The 21,771-nt window shown below is 68.7% G+C and carries 22 protein-coding genes, 1 tRNA gene and 1 pseudogene; 5 read left to right on the plus strand and 19 right to left on the minus strand.

Annotated elements, in window-relative coordinates; genetic code table 11:
* Nucleotides 1-342 precede the first annotated feature (342 nt).
* A complete protein-coding gene (gene amrA / locus KA383_00190) occupies nucleotides 343-891 on the plus strand; it encodes an AmmeMemoRadiSam system protein A (protein ID MBP7744518.1) in 549 nt (182 codons plus the stop codon).
* Between the two features lie 29 nt (nucleotides 892-920).
* Here amrA and KA383_00195 read toward each other — a convergent pair whose 3' ends face one another.
* The 13 genes and pseudogenes from KA383_00195 to KA383_00255 form a co-directional block, all read right to left on the minus strand.
* Nucleotides 921-1,163 carry a hypothetical protein gene (locus tag KA383_00195; protein ID MBP7744519.1) on the minus strand — a complete coding sequence of 81 codons (243 nt, stop codon included), beginning with the start codon at nucleotides 1,161-1,163 and terminating at the stop codon, nucleotides 921-923.
* Nucleotides 1,150-1,602: a hypothetical protein gene (locus tag KA383_00200; protein MBP7744520.1), complete on the minus strand. Its 453-nt coding sequence runs from the start codon at nucleotides 1,600-1,602 to the stop codon at nucleotides 1,150-1,152. The genes KA383_00195 and KA383_00200 overlap by 14 nt, the downstream gene beginning before the upstream one ends.
* Nucleotides 1,599-1,904, minus strand: a complete 306-nt coding sequence (locus KA383_00205; GenBank protein ID MBP7744521.1) for a hypothetical protein — start codon at nucleotides 1,902-1,904, stop codon at nucleotides 1,599-1,601. The genes KA383_00200 and KA383_00205 overlap by 4 nt, the downstream gene beginning before the upstream one ends.
* A gap of 39 nt (nucleotides 1,905-1,943) precedes the next feature.
* Nucleotides 1,944-2,264 carry a hypothetical protein gene (locus KA383_00210; GenBank protein MBP7744522.1) on the minus strand — a complete coding sequence of 107 codons (321 nt, stop codon included), beginning with the start codon at nucleotides 2,262-2,264 and terminating at the stop codon, nucleotides 1,944-1,946.
* A 51-nt stretch (nucleotides 2,265-2,315) separates the two neighbouring features.
* Nucleotides 2,316-2,768 carry a DUF1320 family protein gene (locus KA383_00215; GenBank protein ID MBP7744523.1) on the minus strand — a complete coding sequence of 151 codons (453 nt, stop codon included), beginning with the start codon at nucleotides 2,766-2,768 and terminating at the stop codon, nucleotides 2,316-2,318.
* A gap of 67 nt (nucleotides 2,769-2,835) precedes the next feature.
* Entirely contained in the window at nucleotides 2,836-3,765 is a 930-nt protein-coding gene (locus tag KA383_00220) for a Mu-like prophage major head subunit gpT family protein (GenBank protein ID MBP7744524.1), read from the minus strand.
* A 69-nt stretch (nucleotides 3,766-3,834) separates the two neighbouring features.
* Nucleotides 3,835-4,572: a hypothetical protein gene (locus KA383_00225; protein MBP7744525.1), complete on the minus strand. Its 738-nt coding sequence runs from the start codon at nucleotides 4,570-4,572 to the stop codon at nucleotides 3,835-3,837.
* A 511-nt stretch (nucleotides 4,573-5,083) separates the two neighbouring features.
* Nucleotides 5,084-5,404, minus strand: a pseudogene (locus KA383_00230) (hypothetical protein).
* 340 nt (nucleotides 5,405-5,744) lie between these two features.
* Nucleotides 5,745-6,233, minus strand: a complete 489-nt coding sequence (locus tag KA383_00235) for a GNAT family N-acetyltransferase (GenBank protein MBP7744526.1) — start codon at nucleotides 6,231-6,233, stop codon at nucleotides 5,745-5,747.
* A complete protein-coding gene (locus KA383_00240) occupies nucleotides 6,230-7,513 on the minus strand; it encodes a DUF935 family protein (GenBank protein MBP7744527.1) in 1,284 nt (427 codons plus the stop codon). Before KA383_00240 ends, KA383_00235 begins: the two co-directional genes overlap by 4 nt.
* Nucleotides 7,514-7,665: 152 nt before the next feature.
* Nucleotides 7,666-8,466, minus strand: a complete 801-nt coding sequence (locus tag KA383_00245) for a hypothetical protein (GenBank protein ID MBP7744528.1) — start codon at nucleotides 8,464-8,466, stop codon at nucleotides 7,666-7,668.
* 63 nt (nucleotides 8,467-8,529) lie between these two features.
* Complete coding sequence (locus tag KA383_00250) at nucleotides 8,530-8,904, minus strand: hypothetical protein (GenBank protein MBP7744529.1); 375 nt, start codon at nucleotides 8,902-8,904, stop codon at nucleotides 8,530-8,532.
* Between the two features lie 227 nt (nucleotides 8,905-9,131).
* Nucleotides 9,132-9,203 (minus strand) — tRNA-Thr (locus tag KA383_00255).
* A gap of 386 nt (nucleotides 9,204-9,589) precedes the next feature.
* On the opposite strand from KA383_00255, the gene KA383_00260 reads away from it, so the two are divergent.
* Together KA383_00260 and KA383_00265 are read left to right on the plus strand one after the other, a co-directional pair.
* Complete coding sequence (locus tag KA383_00260; GenBank protein MBP7744530.1) at nucleotides 9,590-11,215, plus strand: amidohydrolase; 1,626 nt, start codon at nucleotides 9,590-9,592, stop codon at nucleotides 11,213-11,215.
* 111 nt (nucleotides 11,216-11,326) lie between these two features.
* Entirely contained in the window at nucleotides 11,327-12,283 is a 957-nt protein-coding gene (locus tag KA383_00265) for an ROK family protein (protein ID MBP7744531.1), read from the plus strand.
* Nucleotides 12,284-12,285: 2 nt separating this feature from the next.
* Here KA383_00265 and KA383_00270 read toward each other — a convergent pair whose 3' ends face one another.
* Both KA383_00270 and KA383_00275 read right to left on the minus strand, forming a co-directional pair.
* Entirely contained in the window at nucleotides 12,286-13,053 is a 768-nt protein-coding gene (locus KA383_00270; protein MBP7744532.1) for a TIGR02206 family membrane protein, read from the minus strand.
* 61 nt (nucleotides 13,054-13,114) lie between these two features.
* A complete protein-coding gene (locus KA383_00275; GenBank protein ID MBP7744533.1) occupies nucleotides 13,115-13,639 on the minus strand; it encodes a hypothetical protein in 525 nt (174 codons plus the stop codon).
* Between the two features lie 328 nt (nucleotides 13,640-13,967).
* On the opposite strand from KA383_00275, the gene gyrA reads away from it, so the two are divergent.
* Nucleotides 13,968-16,595 (plus strand): DNA gyrase subunit A, encoded by a 2,628-nt coding sequence (gene gyrA / locus KA383_00280; protein MBP7744534.1) that lies wholly within the window; start codon nucleotides 13,968-13,970, stop codon nucleotides 16,593-16,595.
* 91 nt (nucleotides 16,596-16,686) lie between these two features.
* Nucleotides 16,687-17,847 (plus strand): peptidylprolyl isomerase, encoded by a 1,161-nt coding sequence (locus tag KA383_00285; GenBank protein MBP7744535.1) that lies wholly within the window; start codon nucleotides 16,687-16,689, stop codon nucleotides 17,845-17,847.
* Between the two features lie 112 nt (nucleotides 17,848-17,959).
* Here KA383_00285 and nadC read toward each other — a convergent pair whose 3' ends face one another.
* The 4 genes from nadC to KA383_00305 all read right to left on the minus strand — a co-directional run bounded on the left by nadC (nucleotide 17,960) and on the right by KA383_00305 (nucleotide 21,751).
* The gene (gene nadC / locus KA383_00290) at nucleotides 17,960-18,853 is read right to left on the minus strand and encodes a carboxylating nicotinate-nucleotide diphosphorylase (GenBank protein ID MBP7744536.1); all 894 of its coding nucleotides are present in this window, start codon (nucleotides 18,851-18,853) and stop codon (nucleotides 17,960-17,962) included.
* Between the two features lie 45 nt (nucleotides 18,854-18,898).
* Nucleotides 18,899-19,702: an enoyl-CoA hydratase/isomerase family protein gene (locus tag KA383_00295; protein ID MBP7744537.1), complete on the minus strand. Its 804-nt coding sequence runs from the start codon at nucleotides 19,700-19,702 to the stop codon at nucleotides 18,899-18,901.
* A 10-nt stretch (nucleotides 19,703-19,712) separates the two neighbouring features.
* Complete coding sequence (locus tag KA383_00300; GenBank protein MBP7744538.1) at nucleotides 19,713-20,483, minus strand: enoyl-CoA hydratase/isomerase family protein; 771 nt, start codon at nucleotides 20,481-20,483, stop codon at nucleotides 19,713-19,715.
* Nucleotides 20,484-20,584: 101 nt separating this feature from the next.
* Nucleotides 20,585-21,751, minus strand: a complete 1,167-nt coding sequence (locus KA383_00305) for an undecaprenyl/decaprenyl-phosphate alpha-N-acetylglucosaminyl 1-phosphate transferase (protein MBP7744539.1) — start codon at nucleotides 21,749-21,751, stop codon at nucleotides 20,585-20,587.
* Nucleotides 21,752-21,771 lie beyond the last annotated feature (20 nt).

Raw genomic sequence — 21,771 nt, forward strand, 5'->3', positions numbered from 1 at the left:
GGTTGACATCGTCGCCGCGCTTCGATTTACTACGTTCGCGCGCGGTTCGCGGTGGACCTCGACTATGGAACCCGGATCCCCATCAACCTGCGAGGATCATGAGCGATGACTCTTGCTGAATTCCTTGGTCTGCCCACTTGGAACTGGATCCTCATCGGCGTTCTGCTCGTCATCGTCATCGTGCTGATCATCATCAAGAAGAAGCAGCAGGAGTAACCTGCGCAGCGCACGACGAACGGCCCGCCCTTAGACAGTGCCAATCGGCCTCCGGCCCCGAGCCCCAGCGCATCGGGGTCGGAGCGTTTGTGTTTTGCCCGCAGCCGCGGCGAAAGCATTTCGGATATGGCCCAATCAGGGACGAGTCCGCCGTCCTGGCCGAGCTTCGCCCGGCAGGTGATTGCATGCGCCGTGCGCGGAAGCGACCCCGCGTCGGTCCCGCCGGCCGCGGTGGCGTCACGACCGCACGCCGGGGTCTTCGTCACGCTCCACCAGCGCCGCATGCTGCGCGGCTGCATGGGCATCCTTGATCCCGGGCTGTCACTGGCCGACGCCGTCCGGCAGGCGGCCGTGTGCGCGGCACTGCAAGACCCGCGCTTCACGTCGGTCCGTGCGCAGGAGTTGGACGAGTTGGAGATCGAGGTGTCGATCCTCTCGCCGCCAGTCCCCATGCGTTCACTCGATGATCTGCAGATCGGCCGGCACGGCATTCTCGTCCAGCGACAGGGACGCCGCGGCCTGTTCCTGCCACAGGTTGCCGTCGAGCACCGCTTGGACAAGGAAACATTTCTCTCGCGCTGCTGCGCCGAGAAGGCCGGCCTGCCGGCGGATGCGTGGCGGCATCCGGACACCGAGGTGCTGCTCTTCACTGCCGAGGTGCTGCGCGAGACCTGACCGATGCGCGTCCCATGACCGGGACGAGTTCACGCCGCGGACCCACGCCCCGCGTCCTCATGGGCGATTCCGAGAATCAGTGCCACCCCCATTCCCAGCACCGCCAGGACCGTGTCCTCACTGACCGCCAGTCCCACCTGGGCCGCGTAGGCCACGATCAGGGTGGCGACCGCCACCTGCACTTTGCGGCTCCGCAACGGCCACAGCCACCGCCGCCAGCCCGTCGACGGCAACGCGGGTATCTGCTCGCGTAACGGCTCATTCGTTCTCATCGACGACCTCCCGCGCAACCTGCGTCGCCAGGCCTTGCTGCACACGATCCGCCCGCGCCGCGATCGTCTTCCAGAGCAAGTCGATCACCGACTGGTCCGCGTAGAGCTTCGCGTCCACCCCGACCACACGCAGCGCCCGGGCCCGCTCGAACTGGAGCGACCAGAACTCGATCAGGTCCCGGTCGTTCCACGCGGCGTTGAGCGCTGCGCGCTGCTCCGCCGTCAACGGCGCGTCCGCCGCGGCCAGGCGCTGCACGAGGTCGCGGTACAGCAGCGTGCAGAGCGCTTCGTGCTGCCGGTCGAAAACCGCCTGCTGCACATCGTCCGCCCGGCGCTGCGTCTCCAGAGCCACGCGCGTCGACTCCGCCGTGCAGCCGCCACTCACCCCGAGCGCCAGCGCCGCAACACACCACATTGCCGGTCTGAATCGTCGATTCATAGCGACCCTCCCAGTGCGCCCAACGCCTTGAGCGCTGCCAGAAAACCGTCCATCCATTTCTCCGCGGTCAGCGCTTCGGACATGCGCTGCGCCGTCGCCCGCAGCGCATCCGGCGACAGCCACCCGTCGGGCGGCGCGGTGCGCGATAGGGTCGCCGATTCGTAATCCCGCGCTGCAGGCGTCTGTGTCGCCCGGCTGCGCTCGGCCTCGATCAGCAGCGCGTCGATCAAGTGCCGCGCCGCGGAGACGAACGCCCGCGCCGTCCCCGCATCGATGTTCTGAATCACCGTTCGCCAATCCATGCTTCACTCCTTCCCAACCCGTGGCGCCGCGCTGTGCGCTCACGCCACGACCTCGTACCACACGGCGACGCCGAAGCTCGCCGCCGCCCCCTGAAACGTCGCCGTGAATCCCAGGCCCTGGCCCGGCCCCGTGCTCACGGCACACTGCCGCCCGAGCCCGAGCAGCAGGCCGCCCGGGCCGACATGTATGTGCGGCAGCAGCGGCGCGGCCTCCCCGCTCGGGTCCGCGATCAGTTGCAGGCGCAGCGCCGTCCAACCGCTAACGAGCAACTTGACGACGCGGATGATCCGCCCGGGTTGCGCCGGCACCAATTCGGTGTTGACTTGCGTGCCCGTGTAACTGCCGAACACGATCGCCATCGCTCGGTCCTCCGTCGTTCAACGCGTCCAACTCGTCCGACGCGTGCCGGCCTAGAGACCATCCAGTTCGACCGCGGTGAAGACCCGCGGCTGCGCGGCGTAGCGTGGCCCCGCGTCATCCGCCGTGGATGACGCCGGCGGCGCCGCGGCCGGCAACGTCACCGCGCCTCGTGCCACCGCCTCGAACCAGGCGAGGGCGGTGGCATACAGCATGCGGATGCGTTGCGGCGGATCACTGACAAACGGTGAACTCTTCCACGCCGCGTGCTCCGCCAGGTCGAGCACCCGCGCCTGCAACACGCCCGCCAGCCCGGGATGCGCGCCGAGATCCACCGGCGTCGCATACCGTTTCGCCAGGTAGCTGTCCGCTTCCGCCTCGGCCTCGGACACGATCTGCTGCGCGACATCGTTGTCCGCTGTCGTGCCGTGCACGCGATCCGTCAGGCGCGCGTACAGCGTCACGCCCAGCCGCGCGCTCAAATCAGTCGTCGTGATGTACGCCATTGAGGTCGCTCCCCAAGGGAACGGCGCACCGGCTCATGCCCAGCGCCGGCGCCGCCCCGTGCCCGCCCTAGCTGAATGTCACGCGGCAGGCATCCTGCCAGAAGCCGTAGCCCGCCTCGTGAATCGCCTTCACGCCATACTGGTGCTGGTTCTCGTTGACCTCGAGCTCGCTGCCCTCGGCCAGCACCTGGATCTGCACGGGCAGCTCTTCCTGGAAGATGAAGGGTCGCGTACTGCCGTCGGCGCGGAAGATCGCGAAGCGGTCGGTCCAGGTGAGGCGCGGGTTGGCCACCCACGTCACGCGAAACGGCTCGCCGGTCACCAGCGGGTTGCGCTGCGCATCGGCCGTGCGTGTCGCGAGCGCCGCCAGCGTCGCCGACAGGAAGCTCAGCGGCACCATGATCAGGAACTCGCGGGCCGACTCGTTCATCGGCTCGCCCTGGTCGTCCTTGATCTGCATGATCTGGGCGATGCCCTGCACGATGGCCTCGTACATCTCCACGTCGGTCGGCGCGGTCGGCGTCGCCGCGTCGTGCGTGATGTCGTTGCTCTGCGTGCCGGAGTCGCCCTCGGCGTGGTCCGTGTCGAAGAACGGGTGCCCGTCGTAGCAGGCTGCCGTGTGCCCGCTCAGCATCAGCGTCGTGAAGAGCTTGTTGGGGTGCGTCGCGACCCGCCGCGCCAGTTCGTTGACCCGCACCATGATCTGGCCGGTCTTGTCACGCCGCTGCTCGTCGGCGTCCACGCGCACCGTCGCTTCCCACGTCTTGTTCACCAGCGTGAGGCCCTGGCTGCGCAGCGGGCGCACGCGCCGGCCGCCGATCCACTCGCGCACCTGCGGCACCATGCCCAGCCAGCGGTACGTCTCCGACTCCTGGTTGCTGCTGAAGTGCATCGCCAGGCGCGTCCACCACGCGCTCTGGGCGTACTCCTCCAGCCGGCGATAGAACCGCCCGACGACGGCCCGGGAAGTCAACCCCGTATCCGTGATCACGCTCATGTGTTTCCTCCCTGGAAATAGTCCGTTTCGAGACGCCACCTCCCTACGCGGGAGAGGCCTTGCCAGGCGCTAAGCCACGTCCCGGCTCAGGATCACCCACTCACTGCCCGTGCACAACAGCAGCGCCACGTCGTACTGCGCATCGAGCGCCGTGTACGTCGTCGCCCCATCGATCATCTCCGACCCGTTGCCGTCGAGCGTCACCGCCTGCGCCGCGGCCGACGTCTTCACCACGCGCAACCAGCCGCCGGCCCGTACCGTGGCCACCGGCGGCAGCGTCAGCGTCCGCGCCGCGCTGTTCGCGATCAGCAGCGTGCGGTTGACGTGATCCAGCGTCAGCGTTGCGTTCGCGTCGGCCAGCATCACCACCGGGCCATTCTCCAGCAGCCCGCAGACTTGCGCCACCGGGGCGCACCGCACGCGGGCCACGCTCGCGGCCTCCACGGCGACGACGCGCCCCACGCGGCTGTTGCCGCTGGGCGTGAGCGTCAGCGTGTCGTCCGCGCTGGCGTACACGGCCTTGCCGATGTCCGCCGGCGACACGCCGCTCAGGGCGTGTACGATGTCCACCGCCTGGTGCAGCCGCACGAGCGCGCCGCCGGCAACATGCCCGGGCTGCGTGTTGTCCACGGCCCGGTACGCCCAGCCGAGGAAGTCGTCACCGGCGACGAGGGCCCGCGCGTAGCCCGTCGCCCGGTTGCGGCCCACAAGCGACCCCTTGTAGATTCGCGCGTTGTCGTCCACCGGCAGGTCAATCAGCTCCTGCGAGCTGTAGAACTCCACGTTGCGATTCGCCGTCAAAGCCATCTTCCGTTCTCCTGTAGAAACGCTGCTTGCTTGTCCGGATGCCCGCCGATGCGCGTTAGCGCCCCGCGGTCAACACACGCCCGGCCGCCGCCGCCCGCTCGTACGCCGCCCAGTCCTCGGCATCCACCGCCCACGGACCGGAGGGCCCGCTCGTCCTGGGGGGCAGTACCGCGCGCTGGCCGGGTACGATCACTCTTCCCGGCGGACGCAGCACCGGTGCGTGTGACAGCCGCTCCGCGGTCTCTTCCGGATCGCGCAGGTAGTCCGTGCGCCAGTCCGCGCTCGTGCACTCGACGATCTTGCCCAGCCGCAGCCCCCGCTCGACGAACGCCTGCGCTTCCTGCTCCAGCAGTTGCCGGCGCAAGACGTCGATTTCACGCCGGGCCGCTTCGAGCTCGACATCCGGCTCGTCCTCCTCGTCACGTCGCCGTTTCGCCGCCAGCGGGCACACGCCGCGCATCGCCGGATCGTTGGTGAGCGCCACCGGCCCGAGCGCCGCCAGGGCCGTCTGGTCCTCGTCGGTCCAGAAGATGACCGGCGAGAAATAGCGGTATTCACCGCTACGGAGCAGCTCGCTGGCCCGCGCCGTCCAGGTCACGTCGACCGCCCACAGCCCGTCGGCGCGCACCTCGAGCCCCCCGATCCAGCCCGCCGCCGGCCGCAACCCGTCGCAGCGCGGGTTGCACGTGTCGAAGCTTTGGTGCTCGTAGTCCACGGCCAGCTTGCGACCCATCCGGTCGAACCACTGCTTCGCCGCCTCGGCGTGGGACCGCGTGAACACGAAGCTGTCACCCGCGATCGGCCGCTCCACGACAACCTCGCCAAAGGGAATCAACAGGAATTCCGTCACCGGCTCGCCGCGCGCCGTCGCGAAGGCTGCGAAGGGCAGGCTCGATGACGGTTGCGCCGCCTGCGCGTTTGCCGTCGCCGTGGCCGTCAATTCCAGCCCCTCCACCCAGTCCGAGACCTCGGCGAGCAGCCGGCGGAACCGCGCCAGTTGCCCGCCGAGCCCGTTGTCCGCGATGCACAGCGCCTGCTGCAGCCGTGCGCGGATCTGCTCCCGCACGAACGGCCCCACCGTCACCGGCGTGCCCGACTCGTTCTGTCCGTTACACGTATCCAACGCTCTTCCCTCGCTTTCTCCCGCCAACGCCCCCGCGGCCCGTGACGGATCAGTCCGTCTTCGCACTCCGCGGGCGGCGTTTGCGCATGACCTCGATGTGTCCCTTCCCGTGCGAGCGCCCGAGGCTCTCAAACCCCAGCGCCGCGTAGAACGCCCGCGGGTCGCCGCTGCTCATGTCGCATTTCGCACGCACCTCCGTCGCCCCGCTGTACTGCACCAGCGCCCGCCCGATTCCCAGCCCGCGATACGCCGGATGCACCAGCACATTCACCAGCCGCGTGCCGCGCGTGGTGACCGCCGCCCCGACCAGCACGGCGTCGATCTCCGCGACGTAGACCTGGTGGTACGGGCTGCGCAGCATCTCCGCGAGCTGCCCCCGTCGCAGGAAATAGTCTTTCCGCAGCGCGGTGTCGAAGAAGAAGCTCAGCGGCACGTAGTCACCCGCCAGCGCCGGCCGCACCGTCAGGGTCGCCACCGGCACCGTGGCCGTGGCGCGCGTCCTTGTTACCTCCGCCGCGCGCGGACAAGCAGCACTCATACTTCGTTCCTCCCCTGCAAAACGGCCTCAGCGCCCCGCCGCATCGGGATGCCCAGCGCCTGGTGCGCCCACTCCGCCGGCACCGCCAGCCCCAACTCGTTGATCGCCACCGCCAGCGTGTCCGCCAGCACCTTCGTGTCCACCGACTGAAGCAGCGAGCGCCGGAAGTGCGGTACCGCCGCGCCAGCGCCGAAGCGCGCCTGCACGAGCGGCGTCAGCACATCGCGCCGGATCGTGCGGCCTTCTTCACCGATGTCGTTGACGAGCAGGTCTTCGCGCACGCGGTCGTGGATCTCCGCCGCCGCCCGCGAGCCCGACTGCCGCAGGTCCGTCGTGAGGTGCTGCCCGAGCCAGAGGATCGTCACTTCCGTGTTGCAGTAGTCCTGCAATGCTTCGAAGGGCCGTTCGCCCGCGCTGGACGACTCGATGAACTTCAGCTCGACATTCTTCCCCAGCACCGCGACCGCGTCCGTGCCCAGCGATTCGAGCATCCTCAGGAGGCGCTGCTGGTCCGCGACCGGCGTGCCCGGCTCGAACTGCGCGACGCGCACCGGCATCCCCGCGACCTGCGAGTAGATCAGCCAGTCCTTGAAGCTCAGGTTCTGCGCCAGGTAGAGCACGACCGACGCGCGCAGCAATCCGCCCGAGAAATGTCGGCTCGCCGCCGCCTGCGGCCGGTGCACGATCCATTTCAGCGGCTGCTCGTCGAGCGCAAGACCCCGGCTCGGCTCGTCCTCGGTCAGCACGCGCAAGCGCCACGGTGCCTGTGGATCGCTGATCAAGCGGCCGTGCGGCACCGGCACGAGATCGACCAGTTGACCCCCTTCCCAGACGAGCTCCGCGACGGCCAGGCCGTATCCGATCGCCGCCGCCAGGTGCTCCAGTGCATCGCTGAAATGCTCCAGGCGTGCCAGCACAGAACGGCAGTACTCGGCCGCCTCAGCCGCGCCGGGTCCCGCCGCGGCGCCCGGCACGATTTCCCAATCGAGCCCCGTCAGGGCGAGACGCCGCGTGTGCTCCACCGCGGCCAAGCGCGGCCACTTCTGCAGCATCTCGTCAAAGAGCTCGAATTGGGCCTGCGGCGTGCCGGCGTCGGCGGCCTGCAGGAGGCCGAGCAGCCGCGCCGGCGTAAGTCCGACGCTCGGGTATGTGTGGAGGCTGTCTGCGCGCCACGGTTGAATGAGGCGGGACGCGTCGCGCCGTCCACGTGGCCGCCGGGGCCACAGTGACCCCAGGACGCGGAGGGCGGCGGCGACGCGCTGTCGGGTGTGCAGGTTCAAGGCGTGCTCCTGGCGGCCGGGCCGGCCGCGGTGTTGTGCCCGCCTGAAGGGTAGCCGCGCCGCATAGAATATCTAGAAACGCCCCCGTCCCGGGCGGCGGCTGTCACCGTCGCTTGCCGCCTGCGCGATTCTGCGCCCCCGCTCTCGGTCACTCACTCATAGATCCAGGCCGGCGGTACCAGGCTGCCCGGCCAGATCCGTGGCGTCCAGAACACCAAGCCCACCCACAGCAATGCCGACGCCAGCCGCCAGACCCAGGAAGCCCGACCCGGCCGGCGCGCCAGGTCGCGGCCCGCGCCACGCACCAGCGGCACGACGGCCAGGACGGGCCAGATGTGTGGAGACACTTCCGTCGCGAACGCCGGCACAAGCAGCAGCAGCACCCCCACCAGACCCACGACGTACAAGGCTGCGCCGGGGGCCCAGTGCGCCGTGAGCCGCAGCTGCGCCCGCCCGTCCAGCGCGGCCACGCCGGCCATCACCGGCTGCACGACCGCGCCAAACGACAAGAGCGCGCTCAGCATGGCCACCAGCACGACCCGCGGCGCCCAATACAGCGCCGCCGCCTTCAGCGCCGCCGCCGGGCTCGCTCCACCGTGCAGACCGCCCGCCACGCTGATCAGCGCGACTGCCAGCACGTACAGCCACACCGTACCGCACAGCCCCGTCAACCCCGCGCGCCCCAGTGAGCCGCGCAGATCCAGTGTGCGCAGCACCCATCGCGGCCGCAGTACGCCGCGCAACAACTCGTAGAGGCTGCCGAGCAACACCGCGTGCGGCTGCCACACATCGCACACATCCACGTGGCTGGGAACATGCTCGCGCAGCAGACCCGTGTCCCAGTCCGCCGCCGTGAAGGTCAACCCGCACTCCGGGCAGCGCGGCGCGCGCGCGCCGCGCAGGTCGTAGTCGCAGCGCGGGCAACGGCGCGCGGGTTGTTCCGCCGGTTCCACGCCGCGTAGGATACGCGCGGGGCCCCGCCCGGCGACAGGGCGGCCCCGCCGATCCATCCGGTTTCAGGCTCGTTTTCCCGCGTAATCCGCCGCGCAATAAAAGATGGAAGGTCTAGCCGTGGCGCGCTTGGAACCTTCCATCCGGGCGGGCGACCCACCTGGCGAGCCGCCTTTGTATTCAATTGTGTGCGGCGTGCAGCCGCCGCATGACGCAATCTTGCGCGAAACGAGCGCTGGTATGCAAGAGGTTTTTTCAAAAAACTTTGAGCACGCGACCGCGCCGTCACGCGCCGCGCTTAGCTTGTCGCGCGGACGCGCGCCACTGCTCACGCGCTGCGCGCCATGCTCTTGCGCCGCGCTGTCGCCGCACATGCGCGCGTGTCGTGCCGCGTTTTCGCGCGTGCGCGTCTGCCCGCGCGCGTCGTCACGGATCGGCATGCACGGCGCCGCGCTCTGCAGCGCGCGTTCTGCCGCGCGGGGCGTGGCGCGCCGTAACTGTCACCCGGCGATGAAGCGACGTGCGGCAGCGCGTTCGCCGGACGTCACACGCGTCGACCGTGCCGCGCGATGCGCGGCATCCCGGCGCGGGCGCTGCGAACGCATCCCGCCGACGCGCGCGGCGCGGCCCGTGTGCGGACCGCGGCGCTCGATTGTCATCAGGGTTAAGCCGATGCTGGGAGTTGAACCCAGAACCCCGGCTTTACGAAAGCCGTGCTCTACCATTGAGCTACATCGGCACCGTCGCTGGAACCGGCGAACGCATGTCAGCTTAGGGGGACGGTCCGGCGGAATCAAGAGGGCGCGCCCCTGGCCGCCCACGCGGGTCGTCTGTGAGAATTCCCGCAACGCTGGGGAAGTTAACGCGGACCTTCGTCGGAAACATCCTCGTCGTGACGCAAATTTCGAGCACTTGCAGGATTCCACTGGATGGAACGAGGATTGCTCGATATAATCAGCAACGACTGATGGAGCAGGCAACTACGCGACGGCCTCCCCCCTCCCTTCGGCCCGAACACCCCGGTCGTCGCAGCCTGCTCCTTCTTTTTTTTTGCGCAAAGCGCCGGGCAGACCGGCGCCAAGCAGCTCTTCCGCGGGCGCGGTGCGCGGCCGATAATACGCATCCATGATGCCTGCCAGACCTGATCCGGAACTCATTGTTCTCGCCGCGCGCACGCACACGCTGCATCCGCGCGTCCCCTCGGCCGAGGCCATCGCCATCGCGGACGGCCGCGTGCTGGCACTGGGATCACGACGCCGAATGCTGCGCGACCGACGGCGCGCCACACGTGTTCTCGACCTGCGCGACGCGGTCGTGACGCCGGGCCTCGTCGATTGTCATACGCACTTTTTTTACTGGGCGCTCGGCAACGCGCTCGTCATCGACGTGACCGCGTTGTCCTCGCTCAACGCCGTGTTGCAACGAATACACAAACTGGCCCCGATGCGGCGCGCCGGCGAGTGGACCGTCGTCCGCGGCTTTGATTACAACCGCTGGGGCCGCGGTCTGCCCTGTGCCGCCGACCTCGACGCCGTCGTGAAAGACCACCCGGTCATCGCCCACAGCCGCGACGGGCACACCGCGTGGCTGAATTCAGCGGCGCTGCGTCGCGCCGGCATCACCCGCCGCACGCCCGATCCCAAAGGCGGACGCTACGTGCGCGACGCGCGCGGTAACCCCACGGGCATCGTCCAGGAACTGGCCATCGATCTGCTGCCCAATCCGCTGCGCGAATTGGCGCGGCGCACCGACGCCGACGCGCAGCGGATCATCGACCGCGCGCTCCGCGCCGCTTATCGCACCGCCTGGGCCTGCGGGATCGTCGGCGTGCACTCCATGGACGACTGCGCGTCACTGGCCCAGCTCGCACGCCATCACACCGAGCGGTGGCTCGGCATTCGGGTCGTTCACGCCGTCAATCTCCCGGACTTCGAGCACGCCCTGGAACTCGGCCTGCGCAGCGGCCTGGGCGATGACTGGTTCCGTGTCGGGGGCCTCAAAGTGTACGCCGACGGCGCGCTTGGCTCGCAAACGGCGTACATGTTCAAGCCGTACCCGGGACAGAAACACTTCTTCGGCGTCGCCGCCATCGCGGCAGACCAATTGCAGGAAGTCGCCGTGCGCGCCGCCCGCCACGGCTGGGCGCTGTGGATACACGCGATCGGCGACCGCGCGGTGCACGAGTCCATCGTCGCGATCGAAGCAGCCCGGCAGGCTGCCACGCCGCCGATCCCCAACCGAATCGAGCACGCCCAGTGCGTGCGGCCGGCGGACGTGCGGTGGATGGCGCGCGCCGGCATCATCGGCTCAGTGCAGCCCTGCCACATTCTCTGTGACATCCCCATTGCGGATCGACACTGGCCCACCGCGCGAAAACACGCTTTCCCGCTTCGCAGTCTGCTCAACGCCGGCGTCACGCTCGCTGCCGGATCCGACGTGCCCATCGAGTCCATCGATCCACGCCGTAGTCTGTTCGGCGCGACGGCGCGGATGAGCGAGACCGGTCAACCTGCCAGCGGCTGGTTCCCGGAGCAGCGCATCTCACGTCTCGCGGCACTGCGGAGTTTCACGCGGGGTGCGGCGGCAAGCCTCGGTGCCCCGTTGCCGGCGGGAACGCTTGCGCCCGGTGCCCGCGCCGACCTGACGATCTGGGCCGAGGATCCGCTCCGCGTGGCGCCGCGCGATTTGCTGCACATCGGCATCCGCGGCTGCGTCGTTGCTGGCCAGGTCCATCTGACGGCCGACGCCTGATCGGCCGGGGGCTGGCCGGCGCGCCGGTGCCCTTATGCCCACATTCCCTTATGATCCGCGGATCAGCCGGACCCGACGGCCCGGCACGAACGCGTTGCTCCGGACAGGCACATGACGGCGACGTATACCATCGGTATCGATCTCGGCGGCACCAATATCAAGGGCGGCGTCTGTGACGCGCATAGCGCGCTGATCGCCCGGCACTCCATTGACACGCAGGCCGAGCGCGGCCCCGACCACGTCATCCGCCGCATGGCCGAACTCGTCGACGAGCTGCGTCGGCGCGCCAAGTTGGACCCCGCGCAAGTCGCGGGCGTCGGGGTGGGCGCCCCCGGGCCGATGTCTCACAAACGGGGAGTGGTCTACCACGCTCCCAATCTGCCCGGCTTCGTGGAAATCCCGCTCCGCGACCGCATGCAGGCGGCCACCGGGTTCCGCAGCGTGATTGAGAACGACGCCAACGCCGCCGCCTATGGCGAGTTCGCCGCCGGTGCCGGACGTGACGTGCGCGACATGGTGATGCTCACGCTCGGAACGGGCATTGGTGGTGGCATCATCCTCGACGGCCAGCTTTGCCGCGGCTACTTCGACAACGCCGGCGAAGTCGGGCACACGCTGGTCGTCCCCAATGGCCGTGCCTGCCCGTGCGGCCAACACGGGTGCCTCGAACGCTATGCCTCCGCCAATGCCGTCGCGGAGCGTCTCGCCGAAGCGGTCACCGCCGGCGAGGATTCCATTCTGAAGCCGAAAGTCCTGGCGCACACCGCCTTCGACGCCCGGGACGTGCTGGCCGCCATCGATCAGGGGGATACGCTGGCGGCCCGCATCTGGGACGAGACGTGTTTCTACCTGGCGCTCTCCGTGGTGAACCTCCAGCACGTGCTGAACCCGGAGCTGGTGGTGTTCGCCGGCGGGCTGATCAACGCCGGACAGCGTCTGCTGAGCTTGGTGCAGCATCACTTCGAGCGCTTGAGCTGGAAGATCGCCCCGGATCAACCGCGGATCGCACTCGCGACGCTGGGAACGGACGCGGGGACCATCGGCGCTGCGGTCCTCGCCCGGCCGTAGGCTCAGTGCGCAGCCCATCGCGACCCCTGGCGCGCCACACGCGCCGCGATCCAGAACGGCGCGTAGCAGAGCAGGATCAGGCCGGTCGCCACCACTGCCAGCCAGAGCAGCGTCCACGGCCGCGGCCCCAGCAGGTCAAAGAGCGAGGGTCTGGCCGGATTCGCGCATAAGTACATGTAGTTCGCACCGAGTCCCCAATCGACCAGCCCGACGACGATCGCCAGTGCCAGCGTCACCAGCCACACGCGCACCGGCGCGCCCGGCTGAAGCCGCATGTGCAGGCCGAACGTCATCACCAACACGCCGACTACGATCGCCCCGTGCAACACGAAATACCGTACGCAATCAGGGCTGTAGGCCGCGGTCGTCACGTCCGGCGTGAGCAGCGCCTGCGAAGTTCCCCCCAGACCCCACACACACGCCAGTTCATACAGCAGCTGCGAAGCCCGATTGGACTTCGCCCGTCGCCCGACCCCGATCAACGCCACCGCGGTTGTGAGCACCGCGATATCACACAGGTGCAGCGGCAACGATTCCTGCAACGACCACACGCCGCCGATGACCCGCCCGATCTGCGCCACCACGGCCCCGATGAGCAGGACGGCCGCGAGCGCCCAGCACACGCCGCGCCGCACACCCGGACGGTCAGCTCCGCGTCGCAGCAACAGGGAAAGTATGACCGCAGCCCCCGCGATGGCGGCCAGCGCAGCCCAGTGCACCGGGCTGAACGCCACGAATTCGCCGCCGCCAGCTTGCCCCAGAATCTCCATGCCGCCGGATATGGTGGCCGATGCCCCGGGCCGCGACAACCGCCTTGGCGCGGGGACTCACTTAGCCCCCCGCGAGCGTCCGCGCCACGGCATGTCGCACCGCGGCGAGTCGCTGCGCGCCCCGCTGGCCGATCGCCAGGACCAGCAGGTCCGCGGTCGCTTGGGGAATCTGACCCAGGTGTTGCTGAAACGAAAGGTCGTCCAGCTCTTTCTCTTCCGACGGGACCACGTCTTCGTTGACGCCCCCGAAGAGCGTGAAGGAGATCATGGCCAAAGGCCCACTACGCCCCGGCCGGGCGAGGGCCACATCCCAGTCCTCCAGCCGCAGCTTGCCCGCCGCCACTGCGTCGCGCAGCGCGACGTATTCCTCCGCCAGTGTCGGCCAGACCAGGTCAACCCCGCCGAACAGCGTGAAGAATGTGTACTGCGAGCCCACCCGGTCCTGTGGCCGCTGCTGCTGGACCTGTAGCAGGTGGGTTGCGGTCGGCGGCCGACGCAAATCCATGCCGCCGAAGACCGTGATGAAGAAGTCCCGCCCGGTCACGAGCTGTCCGGCATGGCTGCCGAAGATGCAAAGATGGGCCATCGCGCACCTCACGCCGCCGGCGGCGGCACCGACCTCCACTACGGGATTCGCGACATCGCCGCCGTTATTCTGCCCGATCCCCAAGCCGGTGGAAACCGCGCTCGGCGACGCGCTTCGGGACCGCGCAAAACCCGCCGAAAACGGGGCGTGGCCGCGTTGTCCAGGACGCCCGTCGCCCTGTAAATCCACCCGCATTCAGGCTATAATTCGCCCGATTCTTTGGACGCCGGTGGCCGCCTGGAATCAGTCCCCGCTTCCGGTCATTCCTTGGGCGCGTGACGCGTAGCGTGCCCGCCGCACCGGGCCTGTTCAGGCGTGTGGAGCCAAGATGAGCGACACGGAGAAATTGGCGAGCCAGAACATCCCCACCCCCATCTCGCAGGAGATGCAGGAATCGTACCTGACGTACGCCATGAGCGTGATCATGGCCCGGGCGCTGCCCGACGTGCGCGACGGGCTGAAGCCCTCGCAGCGGCGCATCCTGGTCGCCATGCACGACCTCAACCTGCGTCCCACCGCCAAGCATCGCAAGTGCGCCAAGATCTGCGGCGACACCAGCGGCAACTATCACCCGCATGGCGAAGGCGTCATTTACCCCACCCTGGTCCGGCTTGGCCAGGAGTGGAGCATGCGGCACAGCCTCGTTGATCCGCAGGGCAACTTCGGCAGCATCGACGGCGACCCCCCGGCCGCCATGCGGTACACCGAGGCCCGCCTGGCCGGCCCGGCCGAGGACATGCTCACGGACCTCGAAGAGGAAACCGTCGATTTCGAGGACAACTACGACGGCACACGCCGGGAGCCGGTCGTGCTGCCCAGCAAGTTTCCCAACCTGCTGGTCAACGGTGCCGAAGGCATCGCGGTCGGCATGGCCACGCGCCTGCTGCCGCATAACCTGAACGAAGTGTGCGACGCGATCATCGCCAGCCTCGATGACCCCGCAATCACCACGGCCGAGCTGATGAAGCACCTGCCCGGCCCGGATTTTCCCACCGGCGGCGTGATCTGCGGGACCGAGGGCATCCGCGAAGCCTATGAGACCGGCCGGGGCTCGCTGGTCGTGCGGGGCAAGATGCACCTCGAGGACACGAAATCCGGGCGCGTCCAGATCATCGTGGACGAGATCCCCTACGGCGTCCTCCTGCCGACCATCAAGGACCGCCTGCTCGAGGCCATCCACGACGGCACCATCAAGGGCATCGACGACGTCCGCGACGAGTCGGGCCGCGAGCGGCTGGTCCGCCTCGTGATCGTGCTGAAGAAGGACGCCAACGCCCAGGTGGTGATGAACCAGTTGTGGCAGTACACCCCGCTGCAGAGCACCCTGCACGCGCTGAACATCGTGCTGGTCAACCGCGTGCCGCGGACCCTGAACCTGCGGCAGCTCATCGAACACTTCGTGCGGCACCGCATCGAGGTCATCCGGCGGCGCACGGCGTACCGGCTGCGCAAGGCCCGCCAGCGCGCCCACGTGCTCGAAGGCCTGATCCTCGCGGTCGCCGACATCGACGGCATCATCCAACTGATCAAGGAATCGCCGGACGTCGATGCGGCCCGGCAGCGCTTGATGGCGCGCCCCCTGCGGCTGAGCGAGGCCGCGACCGTCCGCAAGCTGCTGCCCGCGCTGTTCGTCGAGCGCGCCACGTCGACCGACCAGCACCTGACGCGCACGCAGGCGGACGCGATCCTTGCGATGCAATTGCGCCGGCTGACCGGCCTGGAGATCGAGCAACTGGCGCAGGAATACGCCGGCCTCGTCGAGGAGATCGCCGATTACGAGCTGATCCTGAGCGACGAGCGGCGCGTGCGCGACATCATCGCCGAGGACCTCCGCGAGTTGAAGGACAAGTACGGCGAGCCGCGGCGCACGACGATCGGCGGCGCCGTCGGCACGCTCGAAATGGAGCAGCTCGTCGCGCGCGAAGACGTCGTCGTCACCATCTCCCACGAAGGCTACATCAAGCGCGTCCCGGCCGACACGTACCGCGAGCAGGGCCGCGGCGGGCGCGGCGTGCGTGGCACCGAGAACAAGGACGGTGATTTCATCGAGCAGATGCGCGTCTGCTCGACGCACGACTACCTGCTGATCTTCACGAATCGCGGGCGCGTCTACTGGCTGCGCGTGTATGACATTCCGAGCATGTCGCGGACCAGCCGCGGCCGTTCGCTCGCCAACGCCATCACCATGCAGGGCAACGAGCACCAGATGGCCGTGCTCGCGGTGAAGGCGTTCGAGGAGAAGTACGTCTTTTTCGCCACGGAGAAGGGCGTCGTGAAGAAAACGCCCCTGACCGCGTTTTCCAACCCGCGTCCGAGCGGCATCCTCGCCCTGACGCTCGATCCGGACGACTCGCTGGTGAAGGTATCGCTCACCGACGGCAACCAGGAGATCGTCCTCGGCACGCGGCAGGGCATGGCCTGCCGCTTCAATGAATCCGACGTCCGCGCCATGGGCCGCACCGCCCGGGGCGTCCGGGGCATCACCCTCGGCCGCGACGACGTGGTCGTCGACATGGTGGTCATCGAGCCGGGCATGAGCGTCCTCACCGTCTGCGAGAACGGCTACGGCAAACGCACCGACGTCGAGGAATACCGCCTGACGCACCGCGGCGGCAAGGGCGTCATCAACATCCGGGCCACCGAGCGCAACGGCCCGGTCGTCGCCCTGCGCGCCGTCACCGACGATGATTCGCTGATCCTGATCACCGCCGGCGGCAACCTCATGCGCATGCCGCTCGATGAACTCCGCGAGATCGGCCGCGCCACGCAGGGTGTGCGTCTGATCCGCCTCGACGAAGGCGACAAGGTCGTCGCCGTCGCCCGCGTTGTCAGCGACCAGGAAGAACGCGCCGTCACCGGCGAACCCGAGCCCGCGCCCGAGGCTCCGCCCGCCGCCGAGAATGGTGCGCCGCCGCCGCCGAACGCTGCGCCCGATAACGGCGCACCCGAGCCGTAGCCGGCCGCGCGGGCTTGCGTACCGCCACCTGCCGTGGGTACGCTTTGAGTCTTGCCGCGCCTCGAGCGCGGCGTCACCGTGAACTGACAGGATGAAAGGCAAGCTCATGACCCGTTGGATGACTCTGATGGTGCTGCTGGCCGTCGTGCCGGCGTTGTTGGCCCAGGAACCGAAAAAGGAAGAGACGATGACCGAGGAGCAGAAGGCCGGGCTGAAGAAACTCCAGGAACTCCAGGCCGCCAGCTCCCAGCCCGCCGCGCCGGCCGCGGTCGACAAGAAGGTCTACGTCAAGCTGGAAACCAGCCTCGGCGACATCGTGCTGGAGCTCGACGGCGAGAAGGCCCCCATCTCGACCAAGAACTTCGTCGATTATGTCGACGCGGGCTTCTACAACGGCACGATCTTCCACCGCGTGATGAGCAACTTCATGATCCAGGGCGGCGGCTACCTGCCCGACCTCACGGAGAAGCAGGACGGCCTGCGGCCGCCGATCAAGAACGAATGGCAGAACGGGCTGAAGAACGTCCGCGGCACGATCGCCATGGCCCGCACGCAGGTCGCCGACTCGGCTACCGCGCAGTTCTTCATCAACGTCGTTGACAACGGCGCGCTGGATCAGCCGCGCGACGGCGCGGCCTACGCCGTTTTCGGCAAGGTGGTCGGCGGCATGGACACCGTGGACAAGATCCGCAACACGCCGGTGCACAGCGACCCGAAGCTCCCGATGGGGCCGGTGGTCCCGACCGAACCCGTGATCATCAAGGCCGCCAAGCGCGCCGACGCCGCCGAGGGCGCAAAGCTCGCCCAGGAGGCCGCCGCCGCCGCCGCCAAGGCCGAGGCCGAAGCCAAGGCCGCCGGCGAAAAACAGCTCGCCGACTTCCTGGGGAAGGTCGAGCAGGAGACCGGCAAGAAGATCGAGAAGACACCGTCCGGGCTGATGTACGTCATCCTTAAGGAAGGCGCGGGCCCCTCGCCGAGGCCGGTGGATACCGTTGAAGTCCACTACACCGGCACGTTCCTCGATGGCAAGAAGTTCGACAGCTCGGTCGATCGCGGCCAGCCCGCCAAGTTCCAGCTCAACCGCGTCATCAAGGGCTGGACCGAAGGTGTAGGGCTCATGAAGGTCGGCGAGAAGCGCAAGCTGATCATCCCGTCCGATCTGGCCTACGGCCCCGCCGGCCGCCCGGGCATCCCGCCGAACTCGACGCTGGTCTTCGACATCGAGCTGCTCGGCGTGACCCCGCAGCCGTAAACGCGTAACTCCGCTTCCGCTCACGGAAGGAGCCGGGAGAGGGTTGCGTCGTTGCGTGCCATGACCTTCTGCGGCGTCGAACACACGTTTCGACGCCGCTCTCTTGCGCGCTCTACATATCCAGCCCGATGTCGAGGCCCGGCGCCGAATGCGTCAGCGCACCCACCGAGATGCGCTCCACGCCCGTGGCGGCCACCTGTGCCACGGTTTCCAGTGTGATGCCCCCGCTCGCTTCCAGCGCCAACTTGCCGCGCAGGCTGTGCGCATCCCGGAGCGCGACCGCCGCCCGCAACTGCTCGAGCGTGAAGTTGTCCAGCAGCACGATGTCCACGTCCGGCACGCGGCAGACTTCCGCCAGTTGCTCCAGGGTATCCACCTCCACCTCGATGAAGGCCGGCGTGTTCGTGATACGGCCGAGCTGTTCTTCGAGTGTCGCGGCCAGGCGCTCGACGGGAATCCCCGCGAGATGGTTGTCCTTGATCAGCACCGCGTCGTACAGGCCGATGCGGTGATTGTGTCCGCCCGCGACCCGCACCGCGTATTTGTCCAGTTGCCGCCAGCCGGGGATGGTCTTGCGCGTGTCGAGAATCTTCACGGTCGGCGCGACCTGTTGCGCGGCCTCGACATATTGCCGTGTCAACGTCGCCACCCCGCTCAACCGTCCGAGAAAATTCAGCAGCGTCCGCTCCACCGCGAGCACCGCTGCCAGCGACCCGCGCACGGTCGCCACGCAGGCCCCCGCCGTGACCGCCGCTCCATCCTGCCACGCGTGCCCGTCGCGCTCGGCCGCGCTGAACTGCAACGGTTTTCCCAGTCGCTGGGCGAAGACCTCGCAGACGACCGGCCCCAGTGCCAGCCCGCAGATCACGCCCGCCCGTCGCGCCACCACCCGCGCCACGACGTCCACCGTCGCCTGCGGCAGGAGCGGCGCGGTGATGTCGCCCGCCGCGCCGAGGTCCTCTTCGCAGGCAATGTCAATGAGTTGCCGTGTCAATCGTGACCACATCGGCGTCACCAGCTTTCCGGCGGGCCGCTCGCGCGCGACGCCGCCTCACTGCCCCGTGAACCGCGGGGCCCGCTTGTCGAGAAACGCCGCCACCCCCTCGCGATGATCCGCCGTCCGTCCCGCCGTGGCCTGCAGATAGGCCTCGTATTCGAGCTGCTCGTCCAACGTGGCGGTGCAGGCATGGTTCAGCGCCCGCTTGGTCAGCGCCAGCGCCCGTGGCGGCAGCGCGGCCAGGCGGAGCGCCAGCTCGCGGGCCGTGGCCGCCAGCAGCGCATCGTCCACCACGCGATTGACCAGGCCCATCCGCAGGGCATCCTCCGCCGAAACCGTCTCGCCCAGCAGGCACAGCTCCGACGCGCGCGCCAGGCCGACCTGCTGCACCAGCGCCCGCGCCGCCGCGCCGTCGGGCACCAGGCCGATCCCGACGAACGCCAGCTTGAAGTACGCGCTGCGCGCGCACACCCGCAGGTCAGCGGCCAGCGCAAAGCTGACGCCTGCACCGGCCGCAATGCCGTTGACCGCGGCGAGCACGGGCTTTTCCATCGTCCGGATGCGCAGCACCAGGGGGTTGATCTTGTCGCGGAGGTGCGCTCCCAGGTCCACCGCCTCGGTCCCGCCCGCCGTCATGCCCTGCAGTTCGCGCAGGTCCTGCCCGGCACAGAACCCCCGCCCCGCGCCGGTCAACACGACGCAGCGCACCGCATCATCTCGCTGCGCCTGGCGCAACGCGGCCCCCAGCTCCACGCTCATGTCCGCGTTGAACGCGTTCAGAACGTCCGGCCGGTTGAGCGTGACCGTCAACACGCCGTCGCCCGACTGAATCTGCACGGTCGCAAGCGCACTGGCCATCGGTGGATCCCTACCGGCCGGCGAAGACCGGCGGCCGCTTCTCCAGAAAGGCCCGCATGCCTTCCTTCTGATCGTCCGTGCCAAACAGCAATGTGAACAACTGGCGTTCGTACGCCAGTCCCTCGCTCAGGCTCATCTCGTGGGCCTGGCGGATTGCTTCCTTGGCGAGCTGCAGCGCCAGCGGTGGCCGGCGACACAGCTCGCGACACAGCGCGAGTGCTTCGCCGTCGCAGCTCTCGCGCGGCACCACGCGGCTCACCAGCCCGAGCGCCAGCGCCTCGCGCGCCGTGATCATCCGCCCGGTCAGGATCAGGTCCATCGCGCGGGCCTTGCCCAGCGCCCGTGTCAACCGCTGCGTGCCGCCGGCTCCGGGCATGATGCCGAGCGTGATCTCCGGCTGCCCGAAGCGCGCGGTTTCGGCGGCCACGACGATGTCGCACGCCAGCACCAGCTCACAGCCACTGCCGAGCGCGTACCCGGCCACCGCGGCCACCAGCGGCTTGCGCAGCTTGTCGATGTCGCTCCAGGCGGCCAGCGGGTGACGCTGCTGCACGTCGACGACGGATGCCCCCGCCATCTCGGCCACGTCCGGCCCGGTCGCAAACGTCCGCTCGTCGCCCAACAGTAGCAGGCAGCGCACGTCCGCATCATGGTCCAGCCGCTGCAGCGCCGCGGTCAGCCGCTGCATCACGGCGCGGTTGAGGGCGTTGCTGGCGGCGGGCCGGTTGATGCGGACGACCCCGACCTGTCCATTGACTTCGCTGAGGATCTCGCTGGACATGCCCGCATGGTACGGGCCGGCCGCGCGGGGCTCAATCCCCGGGCGGCCGACGAAAGCGCGACCGGCCCTGCGTCCGCGCTGTCTGCGCACTACTCTCTGTTCTACTGTCTGTTTCGCGGCTCTTCGGGATGGGTGAGGCCCGCGCGCCACGCGGCGAGCGCCGTCAACACGCAGATCCCCAGGTAGATCGGCAGGGCCACGCGCGTGCGGATCATCGGCAGCGCCTTGCCGTCCGGTCCCGTGCGCAGCCAGATCAGCAGCAGCCCCGTCACCGCATACAGGAGGGTGAGCGCGTAGCACACGAACACCGTCTGCCGCACGGTCAAGCCGCGCTGCACGAGTTGATCGTAGAAGTGGCTGCGGTCGCCCTCGAAGATCGAGCGCCCGGCCCGCCAGCGCCGGAACATGGCCAGCATCGTGTCGAACACCGGCAGAGCAAAGATCATGAGCGCCCCGATGATCCACCGGGCGATCCCGCCCTGCTCCGCGAAGAGCAGAATGAGCATGCCGCAGTTGTAGCCCAGCAGCACGCTGCCGGCATCGCCCATGAACACCTTGGCCGGGTTGAAGTTCCAGGGCAAGAAGCCGAGTGCCGCGCCGAACATGGCGATGGCGAGCACAAGCCGGATCGGGTCGCCGGTGGTGCTGTAGTTCCAGATCGCCAGGTGCGCGGCCAGGAGGAAGAAGCCGAACGAGATGATCGCCGTCACGCCCGAGCACAGCCCGTCCAGCCCGTCGATCAGATTGCTGGAGTTGCACGCCCCGAGCACGATGAACACGCTGAGGACCACGCTGAGCGGCACCGCGAGGAACTCGGGCAGGTGCAAGTTCACGCCGAAAAACGCCGCCACGCCCGTGCACACCGAGCCGACGATGGCAAACCCGGAGCGGGTCAGGAGGATCGTAACCGTGACGATCAACGCCCCCACCAGCAGGCGGGTCTTGGGCGCCACGCCGCGGACATCGTCGACCAGTCCCAGAATGGACATGCCGACGCCGCCGGCGAGCAAGACGAGGAGGGTGGGCCACTCGCGCACCGCGCCCGTGAACATCGCCGCGATGAGCGCCAGGGTCCAAGCAATGCAGATGGCCGTCCCGCCCAGGTACGGGATCGGCCGGGCATGCGGCTTGAGCTTCCGGTCCGGGATGTCCAGGACGCCCAGCCGGTGCGCCGCGCGAATCGCCAGTGGCGTGAGAAACACGGTCGCGATGAACGCCACCCAGCCGTAAGACTGGTAGGCCTGCAGTACGTCGAGGAAGTTGTGCATCTGGGGCGCGAGTATACCCG

Source organism: Phycisphaerae bacterium (assembly GCA_017999985.1).
GTDB lineage: Bacteria > Planctomycetota > Phycisphaerae > UBA1845 > Fen-1342 > JAGNKU01.